This window comes from Prevotella sp. E9-3 (assembly GCF_022024015.1).
GTDB lineage: Bacteria > Bacteroidota > Bacteroidia > Bacteroidales > Bacteroidaceae > Prevotella.
In genome coordinates, this window is sequence record NZ_CP091786.1 from 269,903 (window position 1) to 292,862 (window position 22,960).

Sequence of the window (22,960 nt, forward strand, 5' to 3'; positions counted from 1 at the left end):
ATTATGAAAATTCAAAAGAAAATATTTGCTCTTGCAGCCATTGCTACTGCAATGACATGGGGCCTGACTTCATGTTCAGACGAGCCCGATGGTGAGAACTTCTACACCTTCACCGGTGAGATGGCCAGCGACTATCTGAAGTCTCGCTCACAATATAGTGATTTTGCTACCGTCGTGGAGCGTGCCAATCTCATGGACCTGTTGGCCAGCTACGGACACTACACTTGCTTTGTTCCCGATAATGACGCATTCGCTGCTTATTTGAAGAAACGAGGATTGAGCAGTCTGGCCGACCTGACCGATGCCGACTGTGACACCATTGCCCGTACCCACTTGGTGAACAATATGTATTCTACCATGGATATGAATGGTACACAGTTGCACGATGCCAACCTGATGCGTCGCTATCTGCCTACCATTGCAGGATTGGACGAGAACGAGAATGCCGTGGTGTTCCTGAATACCCGTGGCGCACACATCTATTATGAACTGCGTGACGACTCGGTTGAAAACGCTATTATGCAGCCTATCAACCAGGTGCTGGAGACCTCCAGCGGTAGTATCCTCGAAGTGCTGAAGGACAATGACAAAGTTTCTCTGTTCTATAACGCACTTATGGCAACAGGCGTTGGCGAGGTGATTGCCAATACCGATCCCGAGGACACTAGCTGGGATCCAAGAGCCCACGAGAAATACCATTATACTTCCGACTTCTGGAAAGAGGTGGCTTGGGTGCCTGATACCAAGAAGACGGCTTTTACCATGTTTGTCACGCCCGATGCTGTGCTGAAGGAAAAGTATGGTATCGAGACACTGAGACAACTCTATGACAAAGCCTGTGAGATTTATGACCAGGTATATCCTTCTGATATCAACAAAGATGGTCATAAGTTTGAGAACCTGACTGATAGCGTGAACCCCCTACGCCGTATGATTGAGTATCAGATTTTGACCCGTTACGTACCGGGTAGTGATAAACTCACTCCGCTGATTCTGAACTTCCCCGGTAAGAAACTCGACGGCACTACACTGGGCTATGACGAGGATTTGCTGAACCCCATCGACTGGTACGAGACCATGCTGCCTCACACCATGGCTAAGATTGAGATGCTCACCGTGAACAAGTACAAAGGTGATAGCAAACTGCGCGAGCGTTATATCAACCGTCGTGTGGATGCCAAGTTCCCTGACGAGGCTGAATGGAACAAGGGACAGATGATTATCGAGAATGTTGAGCCCGAATATGAGCAGGATGCCCTGAACGGTCACTACTTCTATGTTGACGGTCTCGTTTGTTTCAGCAAGGATGTGCAGGAGAAGATTCATAACATGCGTATCCGTATGGACTTCGCCACCATCTTCCCCGAGCTGATGACCAACGACATGCGTCAGAAGGGTAATCCTACTGTTGACGATGCTTCTGGTACTGCCGATGAGGCTGCAAGCCCCAAGAACGGTAAGAACTACTACTTCCCCGACGGCTATCTGAAGCATATCAAGCTGAAAGGTAACAGTGCGTTCGTGTATCGTCGCCCCCACATCAATTTCTGGTCGTTCGAAGGCGATGAGTTCAATATCTTTGGCGACTACGACTTCATTCTCCAGTTGCCTCCCGTACCGTTCAGCGGTGAGTGGCAGGTTCGTCTGGGCTTCTGTGCACTGCGCACCCGCGGTGTGGCTCAGATCTACTGGGGTGATGATCCCAACCACATGATTCCACAGGGTATTCCTATGGATATGACTCGCTTCATCACCGACTCTGAGATGCTCGGACTCACTGAGCTGATGCCTGCTGAGGATGAAGGTAAGAACAATACAGCCTATGATAAGATTCGTAGCGACAACGAGTCGCTGGCCGAGAGCATGAAGGCTTTCCGCAACCTGGGTATCGTTCGTGGCCCTTACGGAACCTTCCATACCAATGGCGATGAGAAGATTCGTTGGACCGGCAACTGGCGTACCTATCGCCGAATCCTGTCACAGAACTATCAGGACTGCTCGAAGACCTACTACATTCGTATTCGTGTGGCCAGTGACGGTAAGCAAGGTAACAACAATGAGTTCATGCTCGACTATTTGGAACTGGTTCCAAAGAATGTCTATGACATCAGCGGTTCTGGACAGATGGAGGACGATCTCTAAAGAATTGAATATTGATAATTGAAAATTGATAATTATGATGACCAATAGCATAAAACAAATCATGATGGCCTTTGCCGTAGGCTGTGGCGCAGTCAGTGTGCTGACAGCATGTTCCGACAAGTGGGATGACCACTATGACGGAACGGCTTCGGGCGCTAACATGAATAGCGGTTCATTGTGGCAGGCCCTTGAGGACAATATTGAACTGAGCAACTTTGCCAAAGTGGTACAGGCCACCGGTTTCGACCGCTCGCTCAATGGCAGTCAGGTGTTTACAGTATTTGCCCCCACAAACGCTTCCTTCAGCGAGAGCGATGCCGAAGCCATGATTGATCTCTATAATCAGGAAAAGGCCGCATCAAAGCGTGATGAGGACAATAAGGCCATTAAGGAATTTGTGAAGAACCACCTGTCACTCTATAACTATTCTGTGGCAGAGGGACGTATCGACACCATTACGACCATGAATGGCAAACGCCATGCACTCACCAGCAGCCAGTTCTCAAATATTAACCTGACAACCAAGAATGCCCTGTACAGCAATGGCGTGCTGTTCACCCTTGACAAGGTGGTGCCTTATTATGCCAACGTGTTTGAATACCTGGAGAAAGATGCCGACCTGTCAAAGGCCAGCGAATTTTTCTATAACAAGCGCCACTACCGTCTGAAGTTTGATGCCGAGCGCAGTGTGCCCGATAGCATCCGTGACGGTGAGACCGTCTATTCCGATTCGGTAATGATTCAGGAGAACACACTGTTCGACTATGATGCCTTGGGTGCCAAACTGAATTCGGAAGACAGTACCTATTGGATGGTAGTGCCTACCAACGATGTATGGGATGCACTGGTAGCCAAATACGAGCCCTACTTCAACTACGACAAGGCCATTGAAAAGGACCTGAAAGGTATTGGCGATGCCGACTCGCTTGCCTATACCAACACCCGTCTGGCCATCATGGGCGGTACCATTTTCAGTCGTACACTGAACACCGACAAGATGCTGGCCGATTCAGCCATGTCAACCAATGCTTATGAATATGAGCTCCGTGAGTATAAGTGGGGTGCCGACACACTGGCCTACTACCAGTATCAGAAACCTATGCAAACCATCATGGCCAACACCACTAATGTGCTGTGCAGTAACGGTCAGGTGATGAAGAGCAACAACTGGAAGTTCGAGCCTAAGCAGACCTTCATGCGTGACATTATTGTTGAGGCTGAAGATGCCCGCGCTATTAAGGAACTGGTGAAAAAGAAAGTCAATAAGGATACTATCGAAACCGTGATTGCCAACCCTGTGTTCGTGCAGCCCGATAATCCTTATTACGGAAAAATCTCCGGACATTCCTATGTAGAGTTCACACAGTTGGTGACTGGTGGTAACACCCAGCACGAAGTGATCTTCTGGATTCCTGAGGTGCTGTCGAATGTTCCGTATGATATCTATGTAAGAACCGCCCCTGGTCTGGCTGGCGATACTGCTGCCGTTGACCTGGACCGTGCTCCTATCCGCCTGATGTTTGAAATCGGCTATCGCGGTCTTGATGGCAAAGCCAAGAAAGAAACCCTCTATACTCCTGCAGAGAGTCAGAAGGACTCGGTGGATATGCTATTGGTGAAGGAAGGCTACAAATTCCCCGTATGTTCGTATGGAGTGGAAGAGAGCGATCCTCAGATTACGTTGAAGGTGGGTACCTATGTGACCGATGCTGAAGTTAGCGCTATGGACTATCAGCGTACTATGCGTATTGACTGCATTATCCTGAAACCACGTGAAGAGTAATTACAGTTTTGAATTTTGAATCATCATGAATATGAAACAATATATCTTATTCGGACTTTCCCTGTTGCTGGCTTTCCCTTTGAATATTGCCGCACAGGACGAGACAGAGGAAGACGACGACACCACTGTGCGCACTTTCACTGTCAAGAAAAAGCAGTATGAGACACGTGTGGTGAAAGGAACTGTGCTTGATGCCACCACGCTTCAGCCTATCAGCGGTGCCATTGTCCGTGCAGCTGAAGTTGACGGCTATAGTGTGCTGACAGAGGACGACGGTACTTACGAGGTAAAGGTTCCCGTGTTTACCAACGAAATCGTGGTGTCAACTCCCGACCACAATGTAGTGCGTATGGGCTTGCAGAAAGGTGAACAGCAGAAAAACGCGCTGCTCTATCCTTCAGTGTTTGCTACCGACTATCTGGCTGCAACAAATACCCGCAACGAGTATCAGGCAAAGAATTTCCAATACTCAAATGCCATTAATATCAAGGACGAGATTCAGAAGCAAGTGGGAGCTCAGGTACATACCATTTCTCGCAATGGCACACCTGGCGTAGGTTCTGTAATGTTTGTGCAGGGCCTGAACTCACTGAATCGTAATGCCCAGCCATTGGTGGTTATTGATGGTGTCATTGTTGACCAGCAGTATTCACGTCAGCTGTTGCACGAAGGTTTCTACAACGATATCTTGTCAAACCTGAATCCTGCCGACATTGAGCGCGTTACCGTACTGCGTAATGGTACGGCTCTCTATGGTGCCCGCGGTGCCAATGGCGTTGTTCAGATTGAAACCCGTCGCAACAAGTCGATGGCCACCCGCATCACCGCCAGCCTGTCTGCCGGTGTTACCTTCGAACCTAAGTATATCTCGATGATGAGTGGCGACCAGTATCGTGGCTATGCTTCAGAAATGCTGAAGACCACCGATACCCGTCTGACCAATTTCCGCTTCCTCACCGAGAATCCTTCAAACTATTATTATACGCCTTATCATCAGGACACTGACTGGAAAGATCTGGTTTATCGCACTGCGCTCACACAGAACTACGGTATCAATGTTGAAGGTGGTGACGATGTGGCCAACTACAACCTGTCGGTGGGCTATACATCGGCTGAGAGCACGCTGAAGAACAACGATATGGACCGTCTGAACATCCGTTTCAACACCGATATCGTGCTGACCAAGAATCTGGGCGTTCGTTTCGATGCTTCGTTCAGCAATCAGACCCGTAACCTGCGAAATGATGGCGCTCCCGAAAGCTATGACGAAGGTACTCCCACGTCGCCTGCATTCCTGGCCTATGTGAAGAGCCCCTTCATCAGTCCTTATACCTATGCCCGTGGCCGTTTGAGCGACGACCATCTGGATGTTGAGGATGAAAGTTATCTGAACGAGGCACTTGCCAGCTACACCAAGTACAACTGGCGCCTTGCCAACCCTGCTGCTATTAATGAATATGGTGACGGTGATATCAAGAACCGTTTCGAGAATTCAATGCTGAACCTCACCATCACTCCGAAGTATCAGTTCAATCCCAACCTGTCGTTGAGCGAGCACTTCAGCTACAACCTGGTGAACACCAGCGAGAAGTTCTACGTGCCAGTGAATGGTGTGCCTGACTATTATGTGAACAGTGTGAATGCCTATTGTCAGAACGAGGTTCGCTCACTGGCTTCAAAGCAGAATTCTGTGATGAGCGATACACGTCTGGACTGGCATCAGCGCTATGATGCACACTTCATCCATCTTTTCGGCGGTGCACGCATCAACTGGGAGGATTATTCAATGAACTCACAGCTAGGCTACAACACCGGTAACGATAAGACTCCTTTCATGCATGCAGGCTTGAAGAATGCCAGCGATGAGGGTATTAACGAAAGCTGGAACATGATGGCTTGGTATGCACAGGCAGAGTACAACTATCTGGGCCGCTATTTCCTGCAGGCCAATCTGACTGCCGAATCCTCTTCTCGCTTTGGTAAGGATGCCGGCGGACTGAAAATGGGTGGTGTGTCATGGGGCGTATTCCCCGGTGTACAGGCTTCATGGGTTGTTACCAACGAGCCTTGGATGTCGGGTATCTCAGGTCTTGACTACCTGCGTCTTACTGCCGGCTATGATGTCAGCGGAAATGACGATATTGACTTCTATGCTTCGCAGAGCTACTTCCGTGCTTCCCAGTTCCTTCACACTGTGTCGGCATTGGCATTCGAAGGCATTGGCAGTAACAAGATCAAGTGGGAGACCACCCGCCGTTTCAATGCAGGCTTTGAGTCGAAGTTCTTCAACAACCGTCTGGGCATCAACTTCAACTACTTCCGTTCTACCACCAGCGACCTGCTGATGAAACAGTCATTGGGCTTCCTGTCGGGTATTGCCGATAGCTGGGTGAACAATGGCAAGATGGAGAACCAGGGCTACGACGTCACTGCTACCATGAAGGTGATTGCTCATAAGGACTGGCAGTGGCAGTTGGGTGCCAGCGTTGGTCACTACAAGAACAAGATCACCGAACTGGCAGGTGTTGACTATATCGACAATGAGGTGTATGGTGCCACCATCCGTACTCAGGTGGGTCAGGCTGCCAACCTGTTCTACGGCTATCAGACTGAAGGCGTGTTCTCAACCACTGCCGATGCCGTTGCAGCTGGCAAAAACGGTGAGGCACTCTATATCATGTCTGAAAACGGACGCGATAAGATGTACTTCGGTGCCGGTGACATGCACTTTACCGATATGAACGGTGACGGACAGATTTCCGAGGCCGACCGCGTAGTGATTGGCGATCCCAATCCCGATATTTATGGTAACATCTTTACCACTGTGGGCTTCAAGCGCTTCAAGCTCGATGTGAACTTCAACTACTCACTGGGCAATGATGTTTACAACTATATGCGCTCACAGTTGGAAGGCGGAAGTCGCTTCATGAACCAGACAAATGCCATGAACCGTCGTTGGCAGGCTGAAGGTCAGGTGACCGATATGCCTCGCATCACTTTCCAGGATCCTATGGGCAATGCCCGCTTCAGCGACCGCTGGATTGAGGATGGCTCTTATCTGCGTCTGAAGACGGTGACCCTGTCTTACACCTTGCCTTTGAAGTCGGAGTACATCCAGGGACTCCAGTTCTGGGTACAAGGCAACAATCTGCTGACCTTCTCGAAATATCTGGGCAGCGATCCGGAGTCCTCAATGACCACTGCCGTTATCGGTCAGGGTATCGACCTCGGTCAGTTGGCACAGAGCCGTTCGATTGTAGCCGGTGTGAAGATTAACTTGTAATTGAAAATTGATAATTGAAAATTCATAATTATGATTACAAAGATAAACAACAAGGTAGTAGCAGGAGTCCTCTCACTCTTTCTCCCTCTCTCCACTTTTCTCTTCACCTCTTGTGAAGACTTCTTCGAGCAGGAATCAGACCATGTTATCTATGCTGGCAGCGAACATCTGAACAATTCTGTCGATACGCTGTATTCGGTAGCTGGCATCCTCTCGAAAGTGCAGGCCCTGGCCGACCGTACCATCCTTTTCGGAGAAGTGCGCGGCGATTTGGTTGACCTGACCAATACCGCCGATGCCGACTTGAAAAACCTGTCGCTCTTCAATGTTGACGATAACAACAGTTATAACACACCGCGTGACTATTATGCCGTGATCAATAACTGTAACTATTTCATAGCCCATGCCGATACAGCCCTGCGCAACAGTCGCAACGACTATGTGTTCATGCGTGAGTTCGGAGCCGTGAAGACCATTCGTGCGTGGACCTATCTGCAGTTGGCCTTGAACTATGGCAAGGTACCTTTCGTCACCGAGCCAATCCTTTCGCAGGAGGATGCAGAACAGAACTATCCTATGTACACCCTTGAAGATGTGTGCCGCTTCTTCATCAACGATTTGCAGGAACTCACCGGCAAATACGTCAGTGAGGCATTCGATATCACCACAGCCACACCTCTGTATGGCAAGATGCTGAGTATCGAGTCGCATTTCTTCTTCTATCCCATGAGCGTGCTGTTGGGCGACCTGCACCTGTGGCTGGCCACGCTGACCAATAACACCAGCGAGTATCGTCAGGCTGCTTTGGCCTACTACAACTACATCAGCCGTCGCAATGGCAGTAACTCTGCCTATCCTTCTGGTACAAACAGACTCTGCTGGCCTGTAGGTGCAAGCAACTACCTGTCATATCGTGAATATGGCTATTCCAGCGATTTCCTTTCAATTGCTGAAGAGAACTGGACGCGCGATAATGAACTGATCACCGTGATCCCTGGCGACTCACTGCCTTCTGATCCTAACTACAGCAAACTGCGCGGGTTCTTCAATTCAGAACTGGACAATAACTTCCAGCCAAGCATCGTGCCTTCCACGGCATTGATTAATATTTCTGCTGCCCAGAAGTATTGCAACATCAATAAAGATGCTACGGTGGTGACCTATGCTCCTGAGAATCTGAGTGAATATCGTGCCGGTGACCTCCGCTTGGCTTATGCCTGGCGTCAAAGCAGCAATGTGACAGTAAACTACGGCGACGGTGACCTGCGTACTATCGACAGCTATCAGCAGGTTCTGAAGTATCAGACTCGCAATATCCATATCCTGCGCCGTCAGATGGTTTATCTGCGTATGGCTGAGGCCCTGAACATGGCCGGATTCCCACGTATGGCTTTCCAGATACTCTCTACTGGCTTGACCGATGAGGTGATGGACAAGTATGTCTATCCCACTGTGAGCAAGTCTGACTCGCTGAGCATGGTAGCCCTGAACATGAAGTTCCCTGCCAGCTATCGTATGTTCAATGAGAAGAACTGGGCAGGCACAACATCCGATAATGCCAACACGATGGGTATTCACTCGCGCGGTTCCGGCTATACACCTATGAATGAATACTACCAGTTGATTGACTCAGTACCCGATACTACTGACCCCACCAAGAATGTGGCAGTGCCTCTGGCCGAGAAGCAGGCCTATGTGGATAGTCTGATTCTGAACGAGAGCGCATTGGAGTTTGCTTTCGAAGGCACCCGCTATTACGACCTCATGCGCTATGCTTTGCGCCAGTCTAACCCAGGAGCAACCATGCAGAAGCTGGTGTGCGGCCGTCGTGGCGAAGCTAAGCGTGCAGAAGTACAGGGCGAGTTGAAGAAAGACCTTACCAACCAGTCCAACTGGTTCATTTCATGGAACGGTAAGATAGGATTCTGATCATCAGTAGCATAAAAGACTAAGAGGACAGGTTTTTGAATGAAACCATATAATGGATTTCACTTCAAACAACCTGTCCTCTTTTTCCATCTCTTTTTTTCGAAAATCAAGACAAATAAAATTCTCAATCTAGAACGGGAACCACTTCTTTTGCCCCCTCCATCTGTACTCTCATCTCATGTCTTAGAGCTGAAAAACACCATTTTTTCCACCTTTTTCCAGTTTTTTTATAGAAAAATGCATATTTTGGCGCACTTTTCCTTGACAGGATGGAATTGCCTTAACTACTATGGTGAAATAGCACTTATTTTCCACTGCAACTAAATGTCCGCTATACTGCAATAGAACGGTAGTTACAATCTAATAGAATGGTGGTTGCAATTTAATAGAATGGTGGTTGCATTACAATAGAATGGTGGTTGCGGTATAGTAGAAGTTCCATTGCGGCATCATTGAACTTCTACAACAGAAGTATATCAGAAGAATAGTGATATTCTTGCAACAGTTTGATATTCAGGTAGTTCTAAAAACCACTAAAACCCTTCAAAACTCGCGTATTTCAGCCCCACTTCCCGTTTGGTGAATTTGGCGCGAGTTTTGAGCCCAGTAAGCAAGAAAAAAATCGATAAAAAAGCGCAGCAGATTGGTGTCTTTTTCAGCAAATCGAAAAATTATGCTGACAGGTGTTTGAAGTGCAATCCATTCAATGTATAAAGTACGAGATTGTTATTTCCAATCGTTTCAAAAAGGACTTTTTAGCTTTATGACGTAAAATAGAGGCTCAATTATTTGGAAGTTTCAGGAAAAGTACCTATTTTTGCACTAGAAAATCCCCCTTGTATGATAAGTACTTGGGTCAGTTACTGAAAAGTGACTTAGAAACAATCCCGCTCGGATGAGATATGCCGAAGCTCAAGCCTCCGCAAGGGGGCTTTATTTTTATAACTAATCATAATTAAGGAGGAATATTATGCAGCAAAGAGATGACATTATGAGCGTTGACGCCATGATGGACGAACGCTATGGAAAGGTGGGAACACCAGAGCGCGAGGCATTCCGTAAGGAGGCCTACGCCTATTGTGTCGGCCAGATTATCAGCGATGCACGGAAGCGCGAGAAGGTCACCCAGCAGGAACTGGCTCAGCGAGTGGGAACCAACAAGTCGTATATCTCTCGCATTGAGAAAGGCAGCGTGGAACCGGGGGCAGGCATGTTCCTCCGTATCCTCAGTGCGCTCGGCTTACGCTTTGAGGTAACACCGCCTCTGTCAATCGGCTGAGAATGATTTTGATTTATAGTTTAATGTAATACTGTACGCCAATGGACAGATAATAAACTATAGGACATAAGACTGAACGTCCACTTTTGTTTCTTGTTGTTCGATAATTGGGGAATTTGACAACAATCACCAAGAACTGAAGTAGATAGTTCACGCCGTTCAACGTGGGCATTTACACGTTTAAGGTGATAGGCTTTCACGCCGTCAGCAGCATCGCCGCCCGCTCGACCTTGGTCGCTTGCTACTGAAGGGACGCAAGTAATCGGCTTGCCGCTTGCTACTGAAGGGACGCAAGAACGGCCAGAACAAAACTTTTCTGTTCATCATTTTAATAGAATTTAATTGTTTTCTGGGACTATTCCCATCCTCAATATAACGCTTTCTTTTGACAAATTGAACAGTATTCTGCACAGAAATCGTGTTAATATCCTCCCCAAATGCAGTTTATTTGAATCATTTTTTGTACCTTTGTAGCCGAAATTTCACTTAAATACGTATTTATTATGGCCAGACCGATTAAAGAAACACCCATCCTCTACGGTGAGGACGCACGACGCTTCGAAGCACGCATGAAGGAGCGTCGCCGCATATCGCCCGAAGAACGGGCTGAAATGAAGGCCACTTATGAGGCATTGAAAAGCGTTTGCGACTTCATGTGATATGGAAGACAAGGAGTTTACAGAACGATATACCATTCACAGAATGGCTGAACAGGAAATTGTCGCCGCATTCGATTGCGGCGATGAGGATTTGAACGGCTTTATCCTGACCGACGCACCGTTGTACCGGAAAGAAAAACTGGCTGTCACATATACGGTTTTCGAGAAAAGCAACCACAATCATATTGTTGCGTTCTTCAGCCTCTCCAACGACCGCATATCCATTTCCGACTTCGACAGCAAGACAAAGTACAACCGCTTCAGCCGTCGCTTCAACAACCACAAGCGGCTGAAGAGTTATCCCGCAGCCAAGATAGGTCGTCTGGGAGTGAGCGAATCGCTGAAGGGCATGAATATCGGAAGTATGTTGCTGAAATTCATTAAACTTTACTTCACCACCGACAACAAGACCGGCTGCCGCTTCATCACCGTCGATGCCTACGCCGCAGCCATCCCCTTCTACCTCCGCAATGGCTTCGTGCCACTCAACGAAGAGGATGCCGACGAACCCACGCGGTTGCTCTACTTCGACCTCAACGACTTGGACGAAGACTAGACTCCCTCCCCCGCCCCCTCTCTTTACCTCTCAAAAACAAACAATCTAACCCCACAAATCGAATAACAAATCACTCATGCCCCGCTACCTCCACATACCCCACACTCCCGACACCGCCGCGCCGCAGACTGAACTCATCGACCAGACCGAGTGGCGATAGCGCTACGACGACAACCGCGACGCCGTCCACGAGCCCTTTCTCACACGCCGTCAGCCCCAGCATTGCCATGGCCGACGCAATCAATGATAAATTCTTCATTGTAAATTAACAGTTTAATGATTATTTGGGACTATTCCCATAGAAATTAACACCAGAACACGGATAATTTGCTAATTTTCTTTATTTTTAACTATAAATATTACGAAATTTGATATATTTTTGTATCTTTGCACACAAAAGCGTGCGAGTCTGCGTGAGCAGACTTTATAGATTATAACAAACTATCTAACCCTAAAACAAATAACAAGAAAACAACTCATGCCCCGCTACCTCCACATACCCCACACTCCCGACACCGCCGCGCCGCAGACCGAACTCATCGACCAGGCCGACCGCGACTGGACCTGAGCGCGACTCATCGAGGACGGCAAAGCCCTCCTGGCCATCGACCCCGACCAGCCCGCGCGCATCCTCTCCACCGACAAGAAGGCCTAGAAGGCCGGCGGCCTCTGCCTCGCCCTCAAGGGCGTGCCGGTGAAGCCCACCGACGACGTGGACGTGGACAAGGAGTACCAGCTCATCCCCCTCGACAGTCTATAAACATCATTTTTATTTATTAACAAATTAAATTTTCAAGTTATGCTCAAAACAAGATTTATTTCAATGCTCGTGCTGCTCGCAGCAGTAGTAACGGGCGCGTGGGCGCAGGCGCAGGCGTGGAAAAGTGGCGACTGCACAGTGACAATTTCTGGTGACGTTATGACCGTTAGCGGCACTGGCGCCATGGCGGATTATAAGGATACTAATTTCACCCCTTGGTACGGCTATCCTTCCGATATCAAGACCATTGTCATCGAAAGTGGTGTGACCAGCATCGGCAATTCTGCCTTCTCACGTTGCAATTATTTGGAATCGGTCAGCATCCCTGCCAGCGTGACCAGCATCGGCAATTTTGCCTTCCAAGAGTGTGGATCATATGCCGACGCCCTGACGGTATCTTTTGCTGAAGGATCGACACTTTTGACCATCGGCGTAAGAGCCTTTTATTATGCCAATCTGACATCTATTGACATCCCTAATAGCGTGACCAGCATTGGCGAACAAGCCTTCTCTGGTTGCAGTAATTTGGAATCGGTCAGCATCCCTGCCAGCGTGACCAGCATCAGCGAAGAAGCCTTCTTTAATTGTGGCATGCTGGCTAAAGTCTATATCTACGCCCCCAGTCTGACGACATACGGCGCCTACGCTTTCCAAGACAACGCTGCTGTCCGTAAGATCTACGTGCTCCCTGAGGCTGTGAATACCTACAAGGCTGGCTGGCCGGACTATGCCGCCGACATCGAGGCAATGACAGTCTATGCCACTTCCGTGAAGGAAGGCACCGAGGATGCCGAGAACTGGACCATCAGCCCCGCCAGCGCCGCTGAGAACGCGACAGTGACCATCACCTACGCCGGCACGAAGAGCGTGAAGAGCGTCTCGGCCAAGAAGAAGACTACTACTGGCAACATCACGGTCTATTTCACGGATTCCAAGAACTGGGGCGACGTGAAAGTTTACTATTGGAGTGACGGACCCGAATGGCCCGGCACTGCAATGACCGAGGTAGGAACCAATGAATACAGCCAGAAAATCTATAGGGCAGAGATTCCCGCCACAGCAGTGGGTGTCATCTTTAACGGCAACGGCAAGCAGACGGCCGATATCACCACGAACATTGCCGACGGCTCCTGGTGGTATGCCACCGACAATGTCAACGGCTTGAGTCAAAACGAGGCAGGCTATGTTGGCAAGTACACCGTAAACATCGAGGTGACAAACGTTGATGACAACAAATGGACCTTCACGATGCCTGACGGTGACGTGGAGCTGGAAGTGACATACTACACCGACGCAGAACTAGCTGAACTGGCTGCCAAGGAAGCCCTGCAGACAGCCATTGCCATCGCCAGCAACATCAATCCCGAGGGACTGGCCGACGCTATCACTGCAGCCCAGGCTGCCCTGAACGACGAGAACGCCACTGCCGAGTCAATGGCCCAGGCTGCCCAGACGCTGGAAGCTGCCATCAAGACTTACTTTGGCGAAGTACTGCCTAATCTTGGTGCCATTGTTACGGCTCTCAACGAAGAGACGTTGAACACTGCCTACGCCAATGCTCAGACGGCACTTGCTGATGAAGATGTCACCCCGCAGGAACTGGCCGCTGCCATGCAGAATATCATCGTTGCTGCACAGGCTGTGGCTCCTGAGCACTTGCAGAACCTTAAGGGCTATGCCGTGAAGTACGGGGCAGGAGATGCTGCAAGCCTCATTGACGACGCTCTGGCCGCCATCGAGGCCGGCAACGTATCGCAGATTATTGCCACGATGACCGCCGTTAAGGAAGCTGCCACACCGCTTGCCCAGACGGTATTAGGCACAATGAAAAACTATGTTGAGGCCTTCGGCCTGACAGAGCAGGCCGCTCAGGCACAGGCTGCCCTGGATGGTGGCAACTATATCACCATGATCACCACTGCCAAGGCACTGTTCACTCACCTGATTGCTGCAGCTAAGGAATACCTGCCGAAGCTGGGTGACATTGCTGAGGGTCTCAATGACGAGACGCTGAACACTGCATACGCAGCAGCTCAGGCATTACTCGCCCAGGAGAGCATCACTCCCGAGGAGCTGGCCGCTGCCATGCAGAATATCATCACCGCTGCACAGGCCGTGGCTCCCGAACACTTGCAGAACCTTAAGGGATATGCCGTGAAGTACGGGGCAGGAGATGCTGCAAGCCTCATTGACGACGCTCTGGCAGCCATCCAAGCCGGCAACGTGTCGCAGATTATCGCTGCGATGACCGCCGTGAAGACAGCAGCCACGCCGCTTGCCCAGCAGGTGTTGAGCACAATGATTAACTATGTTCAGGCCTTCGGATTGACAGAGCAGGCCGCCCAGGCACAGGCAGCTTTGGAAGGTGGCAACTACATCACCATGATTACCACTGCCAAGGCCCTCTTCACTCACCTGATTGCTGCCGCTCAGGAATACCTGCCCAAGCTGGGTGCCATCGCTGAGGGCCTCAATGACGAGACGCTGAACACTGCATACGCAGCAGCACAGGAATTACTCGCCAAGGAGAGCATCACTCCCGAGGAGCTGGCCGCTGCCATGCAGAATATCATCACCGCTGCACAGGCCGTGGCTCCTGAGCACTTGCAGAACCTGAAGGGCTATGCCGTGAAGTACGGCGCAACAGATGCTGCGACCCTCGTTGACAATGCGTTGGCAGCCATCGAGGCTGGCAATGTTGCCCAGATCATCGCTACGATGACCGCTGTGAAGGAAGCTGCCACACCGCTTGCCCAGACGGTATTAGGCACAATGAAAAACTATGTTGAGGCCTTCGGCTTGACAGAGCAGGCCGCTCAGGCACAGGCAGCTTTGGAAGGTGGCAACTACATCACCATGATTACCACTGCCAAGGCACTGTTCACTCACCTGATTGCTGCAGCTAAGGAATACCTGCCGAAGCTGGGTGACATCGCTGAGGGTCTCAATGACGAGACGCTGAACACTGCATACGCAGCAGCACAGGAATTACTCGCCAAGGAGAGCATCACTCCCGAGGAGCTTGGTGCTGCCATGCAGAATATCATCACCGCTGCACAGGCCGTGGCTCCCGAACACTTGCAGAACCTTAAGGGATATGCCGTGAAGTACGGCGCAACAGATGCTGCGACCCTCGTTGACAATGCGTTGGCAGCCATCGAGGCTGGCAATGTTGCCCAGATCATCGCTACGATGACCGCTGTGAAGACAGCTGCCACACCGCTTGCCCAGCAGGTATTAGGCACAATGAAAAACTATGTTGAGGCCTTCGGCTTGACAGAGCAGGCCGCTCAGGCACAGGCTGCCCTGGATGGTGGCAACTATATCACCATGATCACCACTGCCAAGGCACTGTTCACTCACCTGATTGCTGCAGCTAAGGAATACCTGCCGAAGCTGGGTGACATCGCTGAGGGCCTCAACGACGAGACGCTGAACACGGCATACGCAGCAGCTCAGGCATTACTCGCCCAGGAGAGCATTACTCCCGAGGAGCTGGCCGCTGCCATGCAGAATATCATCACAGCAGCCAAGGAGGTGGCTCCCGAACACTTGCAGAACCTGCGCGAATATGCCGTGAAATACGGGGCAGAAGATGCCGTTGACAAGGTAGATGCCGCTCTGGCAGCCATCGAGGCCGGCAACGTCTCGCAGATCATCGCTACGATGACAGCCGTGAAGGAAACCGCCACGCCGCTTGCTGCCAGCATCCTGACACAGATGATTGGATATGCTCAGAACTACCATGCATTAGCAGAGGATGTAACCGCAGCACAGCAAGCCCTGGAGGGTGGTAACTATATCACCATGATCATCACTGCCAAGGCGCTGTACGCTAAGCTGATTGCTGCCGCTGCAGAGGAGACCGTGATACTGGCCGACGGCGAAACTTACACGCGGACATTGGATATGACGGTTGCTTCGGCCACCTACAAGAAGAGCATCGCCGAGGAGCGCGTGGGCCTGCACCAGGCTTGGCTCGTGCCCTTCGACTACACCCTCACCAGCGACGATATGAATGCCTTCTCGTTCTACAAGATCAACATGATTGCCAACGCTCCGAACCCCGAGACCGAGGCATCGGACGACATCTGGGTGTTCCTGAAGAGGATGAACGAAGGCGAGGTGCTGCACGCCAACATGCCTTACGTCTATAGGGCAAAGAGTGCCGTGGATAACTATGAGTTCACCACCGCTGGCGCTATGCTGAAGGCAAAGACCACCGATGCCCGCATCACCATGATGACGGCTGAGGAGACCTACACGCTCTATGGCACCTACGAGGGCACGACGGCCACAGCCGAAGACCCGTTCTACTATGTGAACATCGACGGCGACCTGAGCCTCGGCAACGACGGCACAGTGACCGTGGGCGCCTACCGCTGGATCATGCGCGTGGAGAGCAAGTTCGGCTCGACACCTGCCTACGCCCGCAACGTACACTTCTTCGACGGTGAAGACAGCGAGACAACGGGTATAAGTGAAGAGCGAAGAGTGAAGAGTGAAGAATTTGCTACCGCCGAAGGGTGGTACTCGCTCGACGGCCGCCGCGTGGCACAGCCGAAGAAGGGCGGACTCTACATCGTAAACGGCAAGAAGGTTGTAATAAAGTAAATGGAGGGCACAACTATGAAAAAAGTATATTTGAAACCCGCCATTGAATTATTGGAGGAAGAACTGACTCAGATGCTCTGCTCCAGCACCGTGATTAACCCGGGCGAACCCAACAAGCCCGCCGGCGCACGCGAGTCTGGCTGGGACCTCTGGGACGATGAGGAAGACAATCCGTCGGGTAGCGGCAGCTTCTGGGACGAGTAACTGCAACCCTCACAGAACCAGTCATCGGGGGCCATGCGCCAAGAGTGCGCATGGCCCCCGATTTCTGTTTTCTCTGAACGCCGTGAATATAGAGGCACCTCCAGAGACGACTACTTTCCATTGTCGTTACATTGGCTTCGCATGGGCAATGTTCACAAATTATGGCTGCGCAGCCAATTCTTTGCAAGCCGCTCGGCGACGATAGGAGACGCCATTCCCGCTGACGCGTCTACCCGTAGCCTTTGCCAGAGCAAGAAGTAAAGCAAGGAGGACACCGATATGACAAAGAAAGTAATTGATTTTAATCGCTTGCCTAAACAAGAATATCAGAAGCCCGTGATGGAGGTCATAGAGGCTGACATTGAGCAACAGATTCTGGCCGGGTCTGTTACGAGCTATGCCAGAATCTTTAACAACGATTGATTCTTATAAAGCATATAACATGAAGCATATATGCTGGGCATATGAGAATGAAATCAGACTTTTAAGCAATAATACAAGTACAGATAGCGCCTTCTTCTCTGAACCAATGGAGGACAATGCAGAAATAGATGAAGTTATTTTTGGCCGACTTTGTCCTAAAAACATATGGAGGTTATCTGCAATATTCTGCGAGATAAGAATGTAGATTTTTTCAAAATGACAACAGACCCAAGAAACGCCTGTGCCCAAAATCATGCCTTCACAATCATTTTTAATGCATAATTGTCATTATTCTTGATAATTATTTGCAAATTTGTGAGAAAATATGTATCTTTGCAGCGTTCAGTGGAATGAGGGGCTTGACAAAAGCTCCTCATTTCTGTTTAAATCAACTATCGAATGATAAACAAAGACACAATCAAGACATTGGTGGAAGAGTGGCTCGAGAAGAGTGACTACTTCCTAGTAGACATTGTGATGGATGGCGATCGTATTGCCATCGAAATTGACCACGCCGATGGCGTGTGGATTGAAGACTGCGCCGAGTTGAGCCGTTTCCTGCAAGAGAAACTTGGCGAGGAACTTGGCGACTACGAACTCGAAGTGGGTTCGGCAGGTATCGGTCAGCCCTTCAAGGTGGAACAGCAGTATCAGAACCATGTAGGCGACGAAGTGGAGGTGCTGGCTGCCGATGGAAAAAAACTTACAGGCGTACTGAAAAGCGTGGAAGGCCGTAACTTCGTGCTCACCGTAAAGGAGAAGCAGGTGCCCGAAGGCAAGAAACGCCCTGTGATGGTCGAGGTAGATAAGAACTTCTCTATGGATGAGGTGAAATCGACCAAATATGTGCTGAATTTTAAATAAAAAAGATAAAATGGCAACAAAGAAAGAAGTAAATGGTCCCAGCATGTTTGAGACCTTCCAGGAGTTTAAGGAGACGAAGAATATCGACCGCACCACACTGGTGAGCGTGCTCGAAGAGAGTTTCCGCAACGTGCTGGCCAAACTGTTCGGCAGCGACGAGAACTTCGACGTGATTGTGAACCCTGACAAGGGTGACTTCGAAATCCATCGCAACCGTGTGGTTGTTGAAGATGGTGAGGTGAAAGACGAGAATAAGGAAATCGCCCTGACCGAAGCTCAGAAGATTGAGCCCGACTATGAGGTGGGCGAAGAGGTATCGGAAGAGGTTGACTTTTCTAAGTTCGGCCGCCGTGCCATCCTGAACCTGCGTCAGACACTGGCTTCAAAAATCCTCGAACTCGACCACGATGCCCTCTATCAGAAATACAAGGATAAGGTGGGCACTATCGTTGCCGGTGAGGTGTACCAGGTGTGGAAGCGTGAAGTACTGCTGATGGACGATGAAGGCAACGAGCTTCACTTGCCCAAGCCCGAGCAGATTCCTGCCGACAGCTATCGCAAGGGTGAGACGGTTCGTGCCATCGTGAAAGAGGTGCAGAACGAGAACAACAACCCCCGCATCATCCTCTCTCGTACCAGTCCCGACTTCCTGCGCAGACTGCTGGAGGCTGAGGTGCCCGAGATCAACGATGGCCTGATTGCCATTCGCCGTGTGGCCCGTATGCCGGGTGAGCGCGCCAAGGTGGCTGTAGAGAGCTTTGACGACCGTATCGATCCCGTAGGCGCATGCGTAGGTGTAAAAGGTTCGCGCGTGCATGGCATCGTTCGTGAATTGCAGAATGAGAATATCGATGTGATTAACTTCTCTAACAATACCCAGCTGTTCATTCAGCGTGCCCTGTCGCCTGCTAAGGTGACCAGCATCACGCTCGATGAAGAGAACCACAAGGCAGAGGTATATCTGCAGCCTGAGGAGGTGAGTCTGGCTATTGGTAAGGGCGGTATCAATATCAAACTGGCTTCAATGCTGACCGAGCACACCATCGACGTGTTCCGTGTAGTGAGCGATGCCGAAGCCGACGATGAAGATATCTACCTCGACGAGTTTAGCGATGAAATCGACCAGTGGGTTATCGATAGCATCAAGGCCATCGGTCTGGATACTGCAAAGGCAGTTATCAACGCTCCTCGCGATATGCTCATTGAAAAGGCCGACCTTGAAGAGGAAACCGTTGACCACTTGCTCGAAGTTCTGAAAGCTGAGTTCGAGTAATCTTAGCCCCCTAAGTTAGGGGGTTGGGGGTCTGAACGAGCCAACCAGCCTATCTGTAGGGCATTTGCAGACGAAATTTTAACTTTAAACGGGGGCGTTCAGACCCCCACCCCCCTAGCTTAGGGGGCTTTCAAGAGATGGGAATAAGACTAAATAAAGTATTAACAGAATTGAATATAGGACTTCAAACGGCAGTTGATTTCCTGAAAAATAAGAAGAGTCTTGGCGAAATTCGCGACGACGCTACCCCAAATACCAAAATCACGGACGAACAGTACGAGGCTCTGGTAGGGCAGTTCAGTGGCGATAAGGCTGTAAAGACCCAGGCTGCAAACCTTTTCCCCAAAAAGGAAAAGAAGCGACCCGTGAACACGGATTCACAGTCTGAGGTGACCAAGACCAAGACCGAGGAGCGTGTACAACAGCCACGTCAGCAGTTTACTCCCCTTGGTAAGATTGATCTTGACAGCATCGCTAAGCCCAAACCAGCACCTGCTGAAAAGAAAACTGAGTCTCAATCCTTGTCAAAGGCTGCTGCCGAGAGCCCCGTTGAGGTGAAAGCTCAGGCTGAGGTGAAGCCCGAACCAAAGGCTGCTCCCGCAGAGAAGGTGCAGCCGGTGGTGAAGGAGGAACCCAAAGCCGAGGTGAAGAAAGCTGAACCTGTTAAGGAAACTCCTGTTGCTAAGAAAACGGAGGAAAAACCTGTAGAAAAGCCTGCTGCTCAGCCCGTTCAGAAAGTTGAGAAAGTAGTTGAGGTTGCTCCTGCTGAAGAGGATGCAACCGGTGACGGCCCGGAAATCTACACACTGAAGAGCGAGTCAAAACTGGCTCCAAAGGTGAACGTGCTGGGCAAGATAGACCTCTCAACCCTCAACCAGAGCACCCGTCCGAAGAAAAAGTCGAAAGAGGAAAAGCGCAAGCAGCGTGAGGAAAAGGCTGCTCAGCTGCGTGGCGGTGTTCCCGGACAAGGCGGCGAGAAGCGCAAGCGTGAAAGAATCCGCAATGGCAAGGTTGATATAGAAGAGGCTGCAAAACAGACTCAGAACCAGCAGGGCCAGGGAAAGAAAAAGAATAAGGGCGGCAATCAGAACTTCAGCGACCAGGGTCAGAACCAGCAGGGTGGCAAGAACAAGAAGAAGCAGAAGCAGCCCGTGAAGCCCATCGAGGCCAACGAAGAGGATGTAGCACGCCAGGTAAAAGAAACACTGGCCCGTCTTACTTCGAAGACCAACCAGAACAAGAAGGGCGCCAAATACCGTAAGGAAAAGCGTGATGCCGTTCAGGAGCGCATGAGCGAGGAAATGGCAGCAGAGGCAGCACAGAGCAAAGTGCTGAAACTGACTGAGTTCGTGACTGTTTCCGAGTTGGCTACGATGATGGACGTGCCCGTGGTAAAGGTCATCGGAACCTGTATGTCGGTAGGCATCATGGTGTCTATCAACCAGCGTCTGAATGCTGAGACCATCAATCTGGTAGCCGATGAGTTCGGCTTTACTACTGAATATGTATCTGCAGAAGTTCAGGAGGCCATCACCGAAGAGGCTGATGATGAGAACGATCTGATGAATCGCGCACCTATTGTTACCGTGATGGGTCACGTTGACCACGGTAAGACATCGCTGCTCGACTTTATCCGCAATACCAACGTGATTGCCGGTGAGGCCGGTGGTATTACCCAGCACATCGGTGCCTACAACGTGAAGTTGAAGGACGGTCGTCAGATCACCTTCCTCGACACCCCTGGTCACGAGGCATTTACTGCTATGCGTGCCCGTGGTGCTCAGGTGACCGATATCGCCATCATTATCATTGCTGCCGATGACTCGGTGATGCCTACCACCAAGGAGGCTATCGCCCATGCACAGGCTGCCAATGTGCCGATGGTGTTTGCTATCAACAAGATTGATAAGCCCGGTGCCAATCCCGATAAGATTCGTGAAGACCTGGCCAATATGAACCTGCTTGTAGAAGAGTGGGGCGGTAAGTACCAGTGTCAGGAAATATCAGCCAAGAAAGGCCTGGGCGTTGACGAACTGCTGGAAAAAGTGCTCCTGGAGGCTGAGATGCTCGATTTGAAGGCAAATCCGAATCGTAAGGCTACCGGTTCAATCATTGAAAGCTCGCTCGACAAGGGCCGTGGCTATGTATCGACCGTACTGGTGTCGAACGGTACACTGAAGGTGGGCGATGTGGTGATTGCCGGAACAGCTTGGGGTAAGATCAAGGCCATGTTCAACGAGCGTAATCAGCGCATTGAGAGTGCCGGTCCTGCCGAACCAGCTATTATCTTGGGTCTGAACGGTGCTCCTACTGCCGGTGATTCCTTCCATGTGATGGAGAGCGAGCAGGAAGCACGTGAAATAGCCAATAAGCGTATCCAGTTGCAGCGTGAGCAGAGTCTGCGCACAACCACCAAACTGGGTCTTGACGAACTGTCGCACCGTATCGCACTGGGTGAGTTCCACGAACTGAATATCATCGTGAAGGGTGATACCGACGGTTCTATCGAGGCACTCTCCGACTCGTTCATCAAACTGAGCACCGAGAAGGTACAGGTAAATGTGATTTCAAAGGCAGTGGGTCAGATTTCAGAGAACGATGTGATGCTGGCCAGCGCTTCTCAGGCTATCATCGTAGGCTTCCAGGTACGTCCAAGTGCCGATGCCCGTAGATTGGCCGAGCGTGAAGGCGTTGAAATCAACACCTACTCTATCATCTACGATGCTATTGACGAGGTGAAGAGCACCATGCAGGGCATGCTCGACAAGGTGAAGAAGGAAGTAGTGTCGGGTATGATTGAAGTGAAGCAGGTGTTCAAGATTTCCAAGGTGGGTACTGTGGCCGGTGGTCTGGTGACCGAAGGCAAGGTACACAGCAAGGACAAGGCTCGCGTGATTCGCGACGGTATTGTAGTTCACACCGCCAATATCGATGCCCTGAAGCGCTACAAGGACGATGCCAAGGAAGTGGCAACTGGCTTGGAGTGTGGTATCTCGCTGGTTAACTTCAACGACATTCAGGTGGGCGATATGATTGAAACGTTCACTGAGATCGAAGTAGAACAGAAACTGTAATATCTTTGCCCAATCGGTCAACGTATTTGCATACATTGGCTGATTGGGCATTCTCTATTTTTGAGAGACGATAATCCTGACCGTAAAACTATACACTTCGGAAGCGAAATTCTTAAT

At 50.3% G+C, this 22,960-nt stretch carries 13 protein-coding genes; all 13 read left to right on the forward strand.

What is annotated here, in order from left to right; all coding sequences use genetic code 11:
* Window positions 1–3 precede the first annotated feature (3 nt).
* The 13 genes from L6475_RS00985 to infB all read left to right on the forward strand — a co-directional run bounded on the left by L6475_RS00985 (window position 4) and on the right by infB (window position 22,843).
* Window positions 4–2,142: a fasciclin domain-containing protein gene (locus L6475_RS00985; RefSeq protein ID WP_237821628.1), complete on the forward strand. Its 2,139-nt coding sequence runs from the start codon at window positions 4–6 to the stop codon at window positions 2,140–2,142.
* A 34-nt stretch (window positions 2,143–2,176) separates the two neighbouring features.
* Window positions 2,177–3,925 (forward strand): fasciclin domain-containing protein, encoded by a 1,749-nt coding sequence (locus L6475_RS00990; protein WP_237821630.1) that lies wholly within the window; start codon window positions 2,177–2,179, stop codon window positions 3,923–3,925.
* A 31-nt stretch (window positions 3,926–3,956) separates the two neighbouring features.
* Window positions 3,957–7,208, forward strand: a complete 3,252-nt coding sequence (locus L6475_RS00995) for a SusC/RagA family TonB-linked outer membrane protein (RefSeq protein WP_237821632.1) — start codon at window positions 3,957–3,959, stop codon at window positions 7,206–7,208.
* 30 nt (window positions 7,209–7,238) lie between these two features.
* Window positions 7,239–9,137, forward strand: a complete 1,899-nt coding sequence (locus L6475_RS01000) for a RagB/SusD family nutrient uptake outer membrane protein (RefSeq protein ID WP_237821635.1) — start codon at window positions 7,239–7,241, stop codon at window positions 9,135–9,137.
* 970 nt (window positions 9,138–10,107) lie between these two features.
* Entirely contained in the window at window positions 10,108–10,416 is a 309-nt protein-coding gene (locus tag L6475_RS01005; RefSeq protein WP_237821637.1) for a helix-turn-helix transcriptional regulator, read from the forward strand.
* Between the two features lie 503 nt (window positions 10,417–10,919).
* Window positions 10,920–11,075 carry a hypothetical protein gene (locus L6475_RS01010; protein ID WP_237821639.1) on the forward strand — a complete coding sequence of 52 codons (156 nt, stop codon included), beginning with the start codon at window positions 10,920–10,922 and terminating at the stop codon, window positions 11,073–11,075.
* Window position 11,076: 1 nt separating this feature from the next.
* A complete protein-coding gene (locus L6475_RS01015; protein WP_237821640.1) occupies window positions 11,077–11,631 on the forward strand; it encodes a GNAT family N-acetyltransferase in 555 nt (184 codons plus the stop codon).
* Window positions 11,632–12,430: 799 nt separating this feature from the next.
* Window positions 12,431–17,005 (forward strand): leucine-rich repeat protein, encoded by a 4,575-nt coding sequence (locus tag L6475_RS01020; protein WP_237821642.1) that lies wholly within the window; start codon window positions 12,431–12,433, stop codon window positions 17,003–17,005.
* Between the two features lie 15 nt (window positions 17,006–17,020).
* Window positions 17,021–17,209 carry a hypothetical protein gene (locus L6475_RS01025; RefSeq protein ID WP_237821644.1) on the forward strand — a complete coding sequence of 63 codons (189 nt, stop codon included), beginning with the start codon at window positions 17,021–17,023 and terminating at the stop codon, window positions 17,207–17,209.
* 279 nt (window positions 17,210–17,488) lie between these two features.
* Window positions 17,489–17,632, forward strand: coding sequence for a hypothetical protein (locus L6475_RS01030; protein WP_237821646.1), 144 nt, complete (start codon window positions 17,489–17,491; stop codon window positions 17,630–17,632).
* Window positions 17,633–18,031: 399 nt separating this feature from the next.
* Complete coding sequence (gene rimP, locus L6475_RS01035) at window positions 18,032–18,496, forward strand: ribosome assembly cofactor RimP (protein ID WP_237821647.1); 465 nt, start codon at window positions 18,032–18,034, stop codon at window positions 18,494–18,496.
* Between the two features lie 10 nt (window positions 18,497–18,506).
* Window positions 18,507–19,769 carry a transcription termination factor NusA gene (nusA, locus tag L6475_RS01040; RefSeq protein ID WP_237821649.1) on the forward strand — a complete coding sequence of 421 codons (1,263 nt, stop codon included), beginning with the start codon at window positions 18,507–18,509 and terminating at the stop codon, window positions 19,767–19,769.
* A 137-nt stretch (window positions 19,770–19,906) separates the two neighbouring features.
* The gene (gene infB / locus L6475_RS01045; RefSeq protein ID WP_237821651.1) at window positions 19,907–22,843 is read left to right on the forward strand and encodes a translation initiation factor IF-2; all 2,937 of its coding nucleotides are present in this window, start codon (window positions 19,907–19,909) and stop codon (window positions 22,841–22,843) included.
* Window positions 22,844–22,960 lie beyond the last annotated feature (117 nt).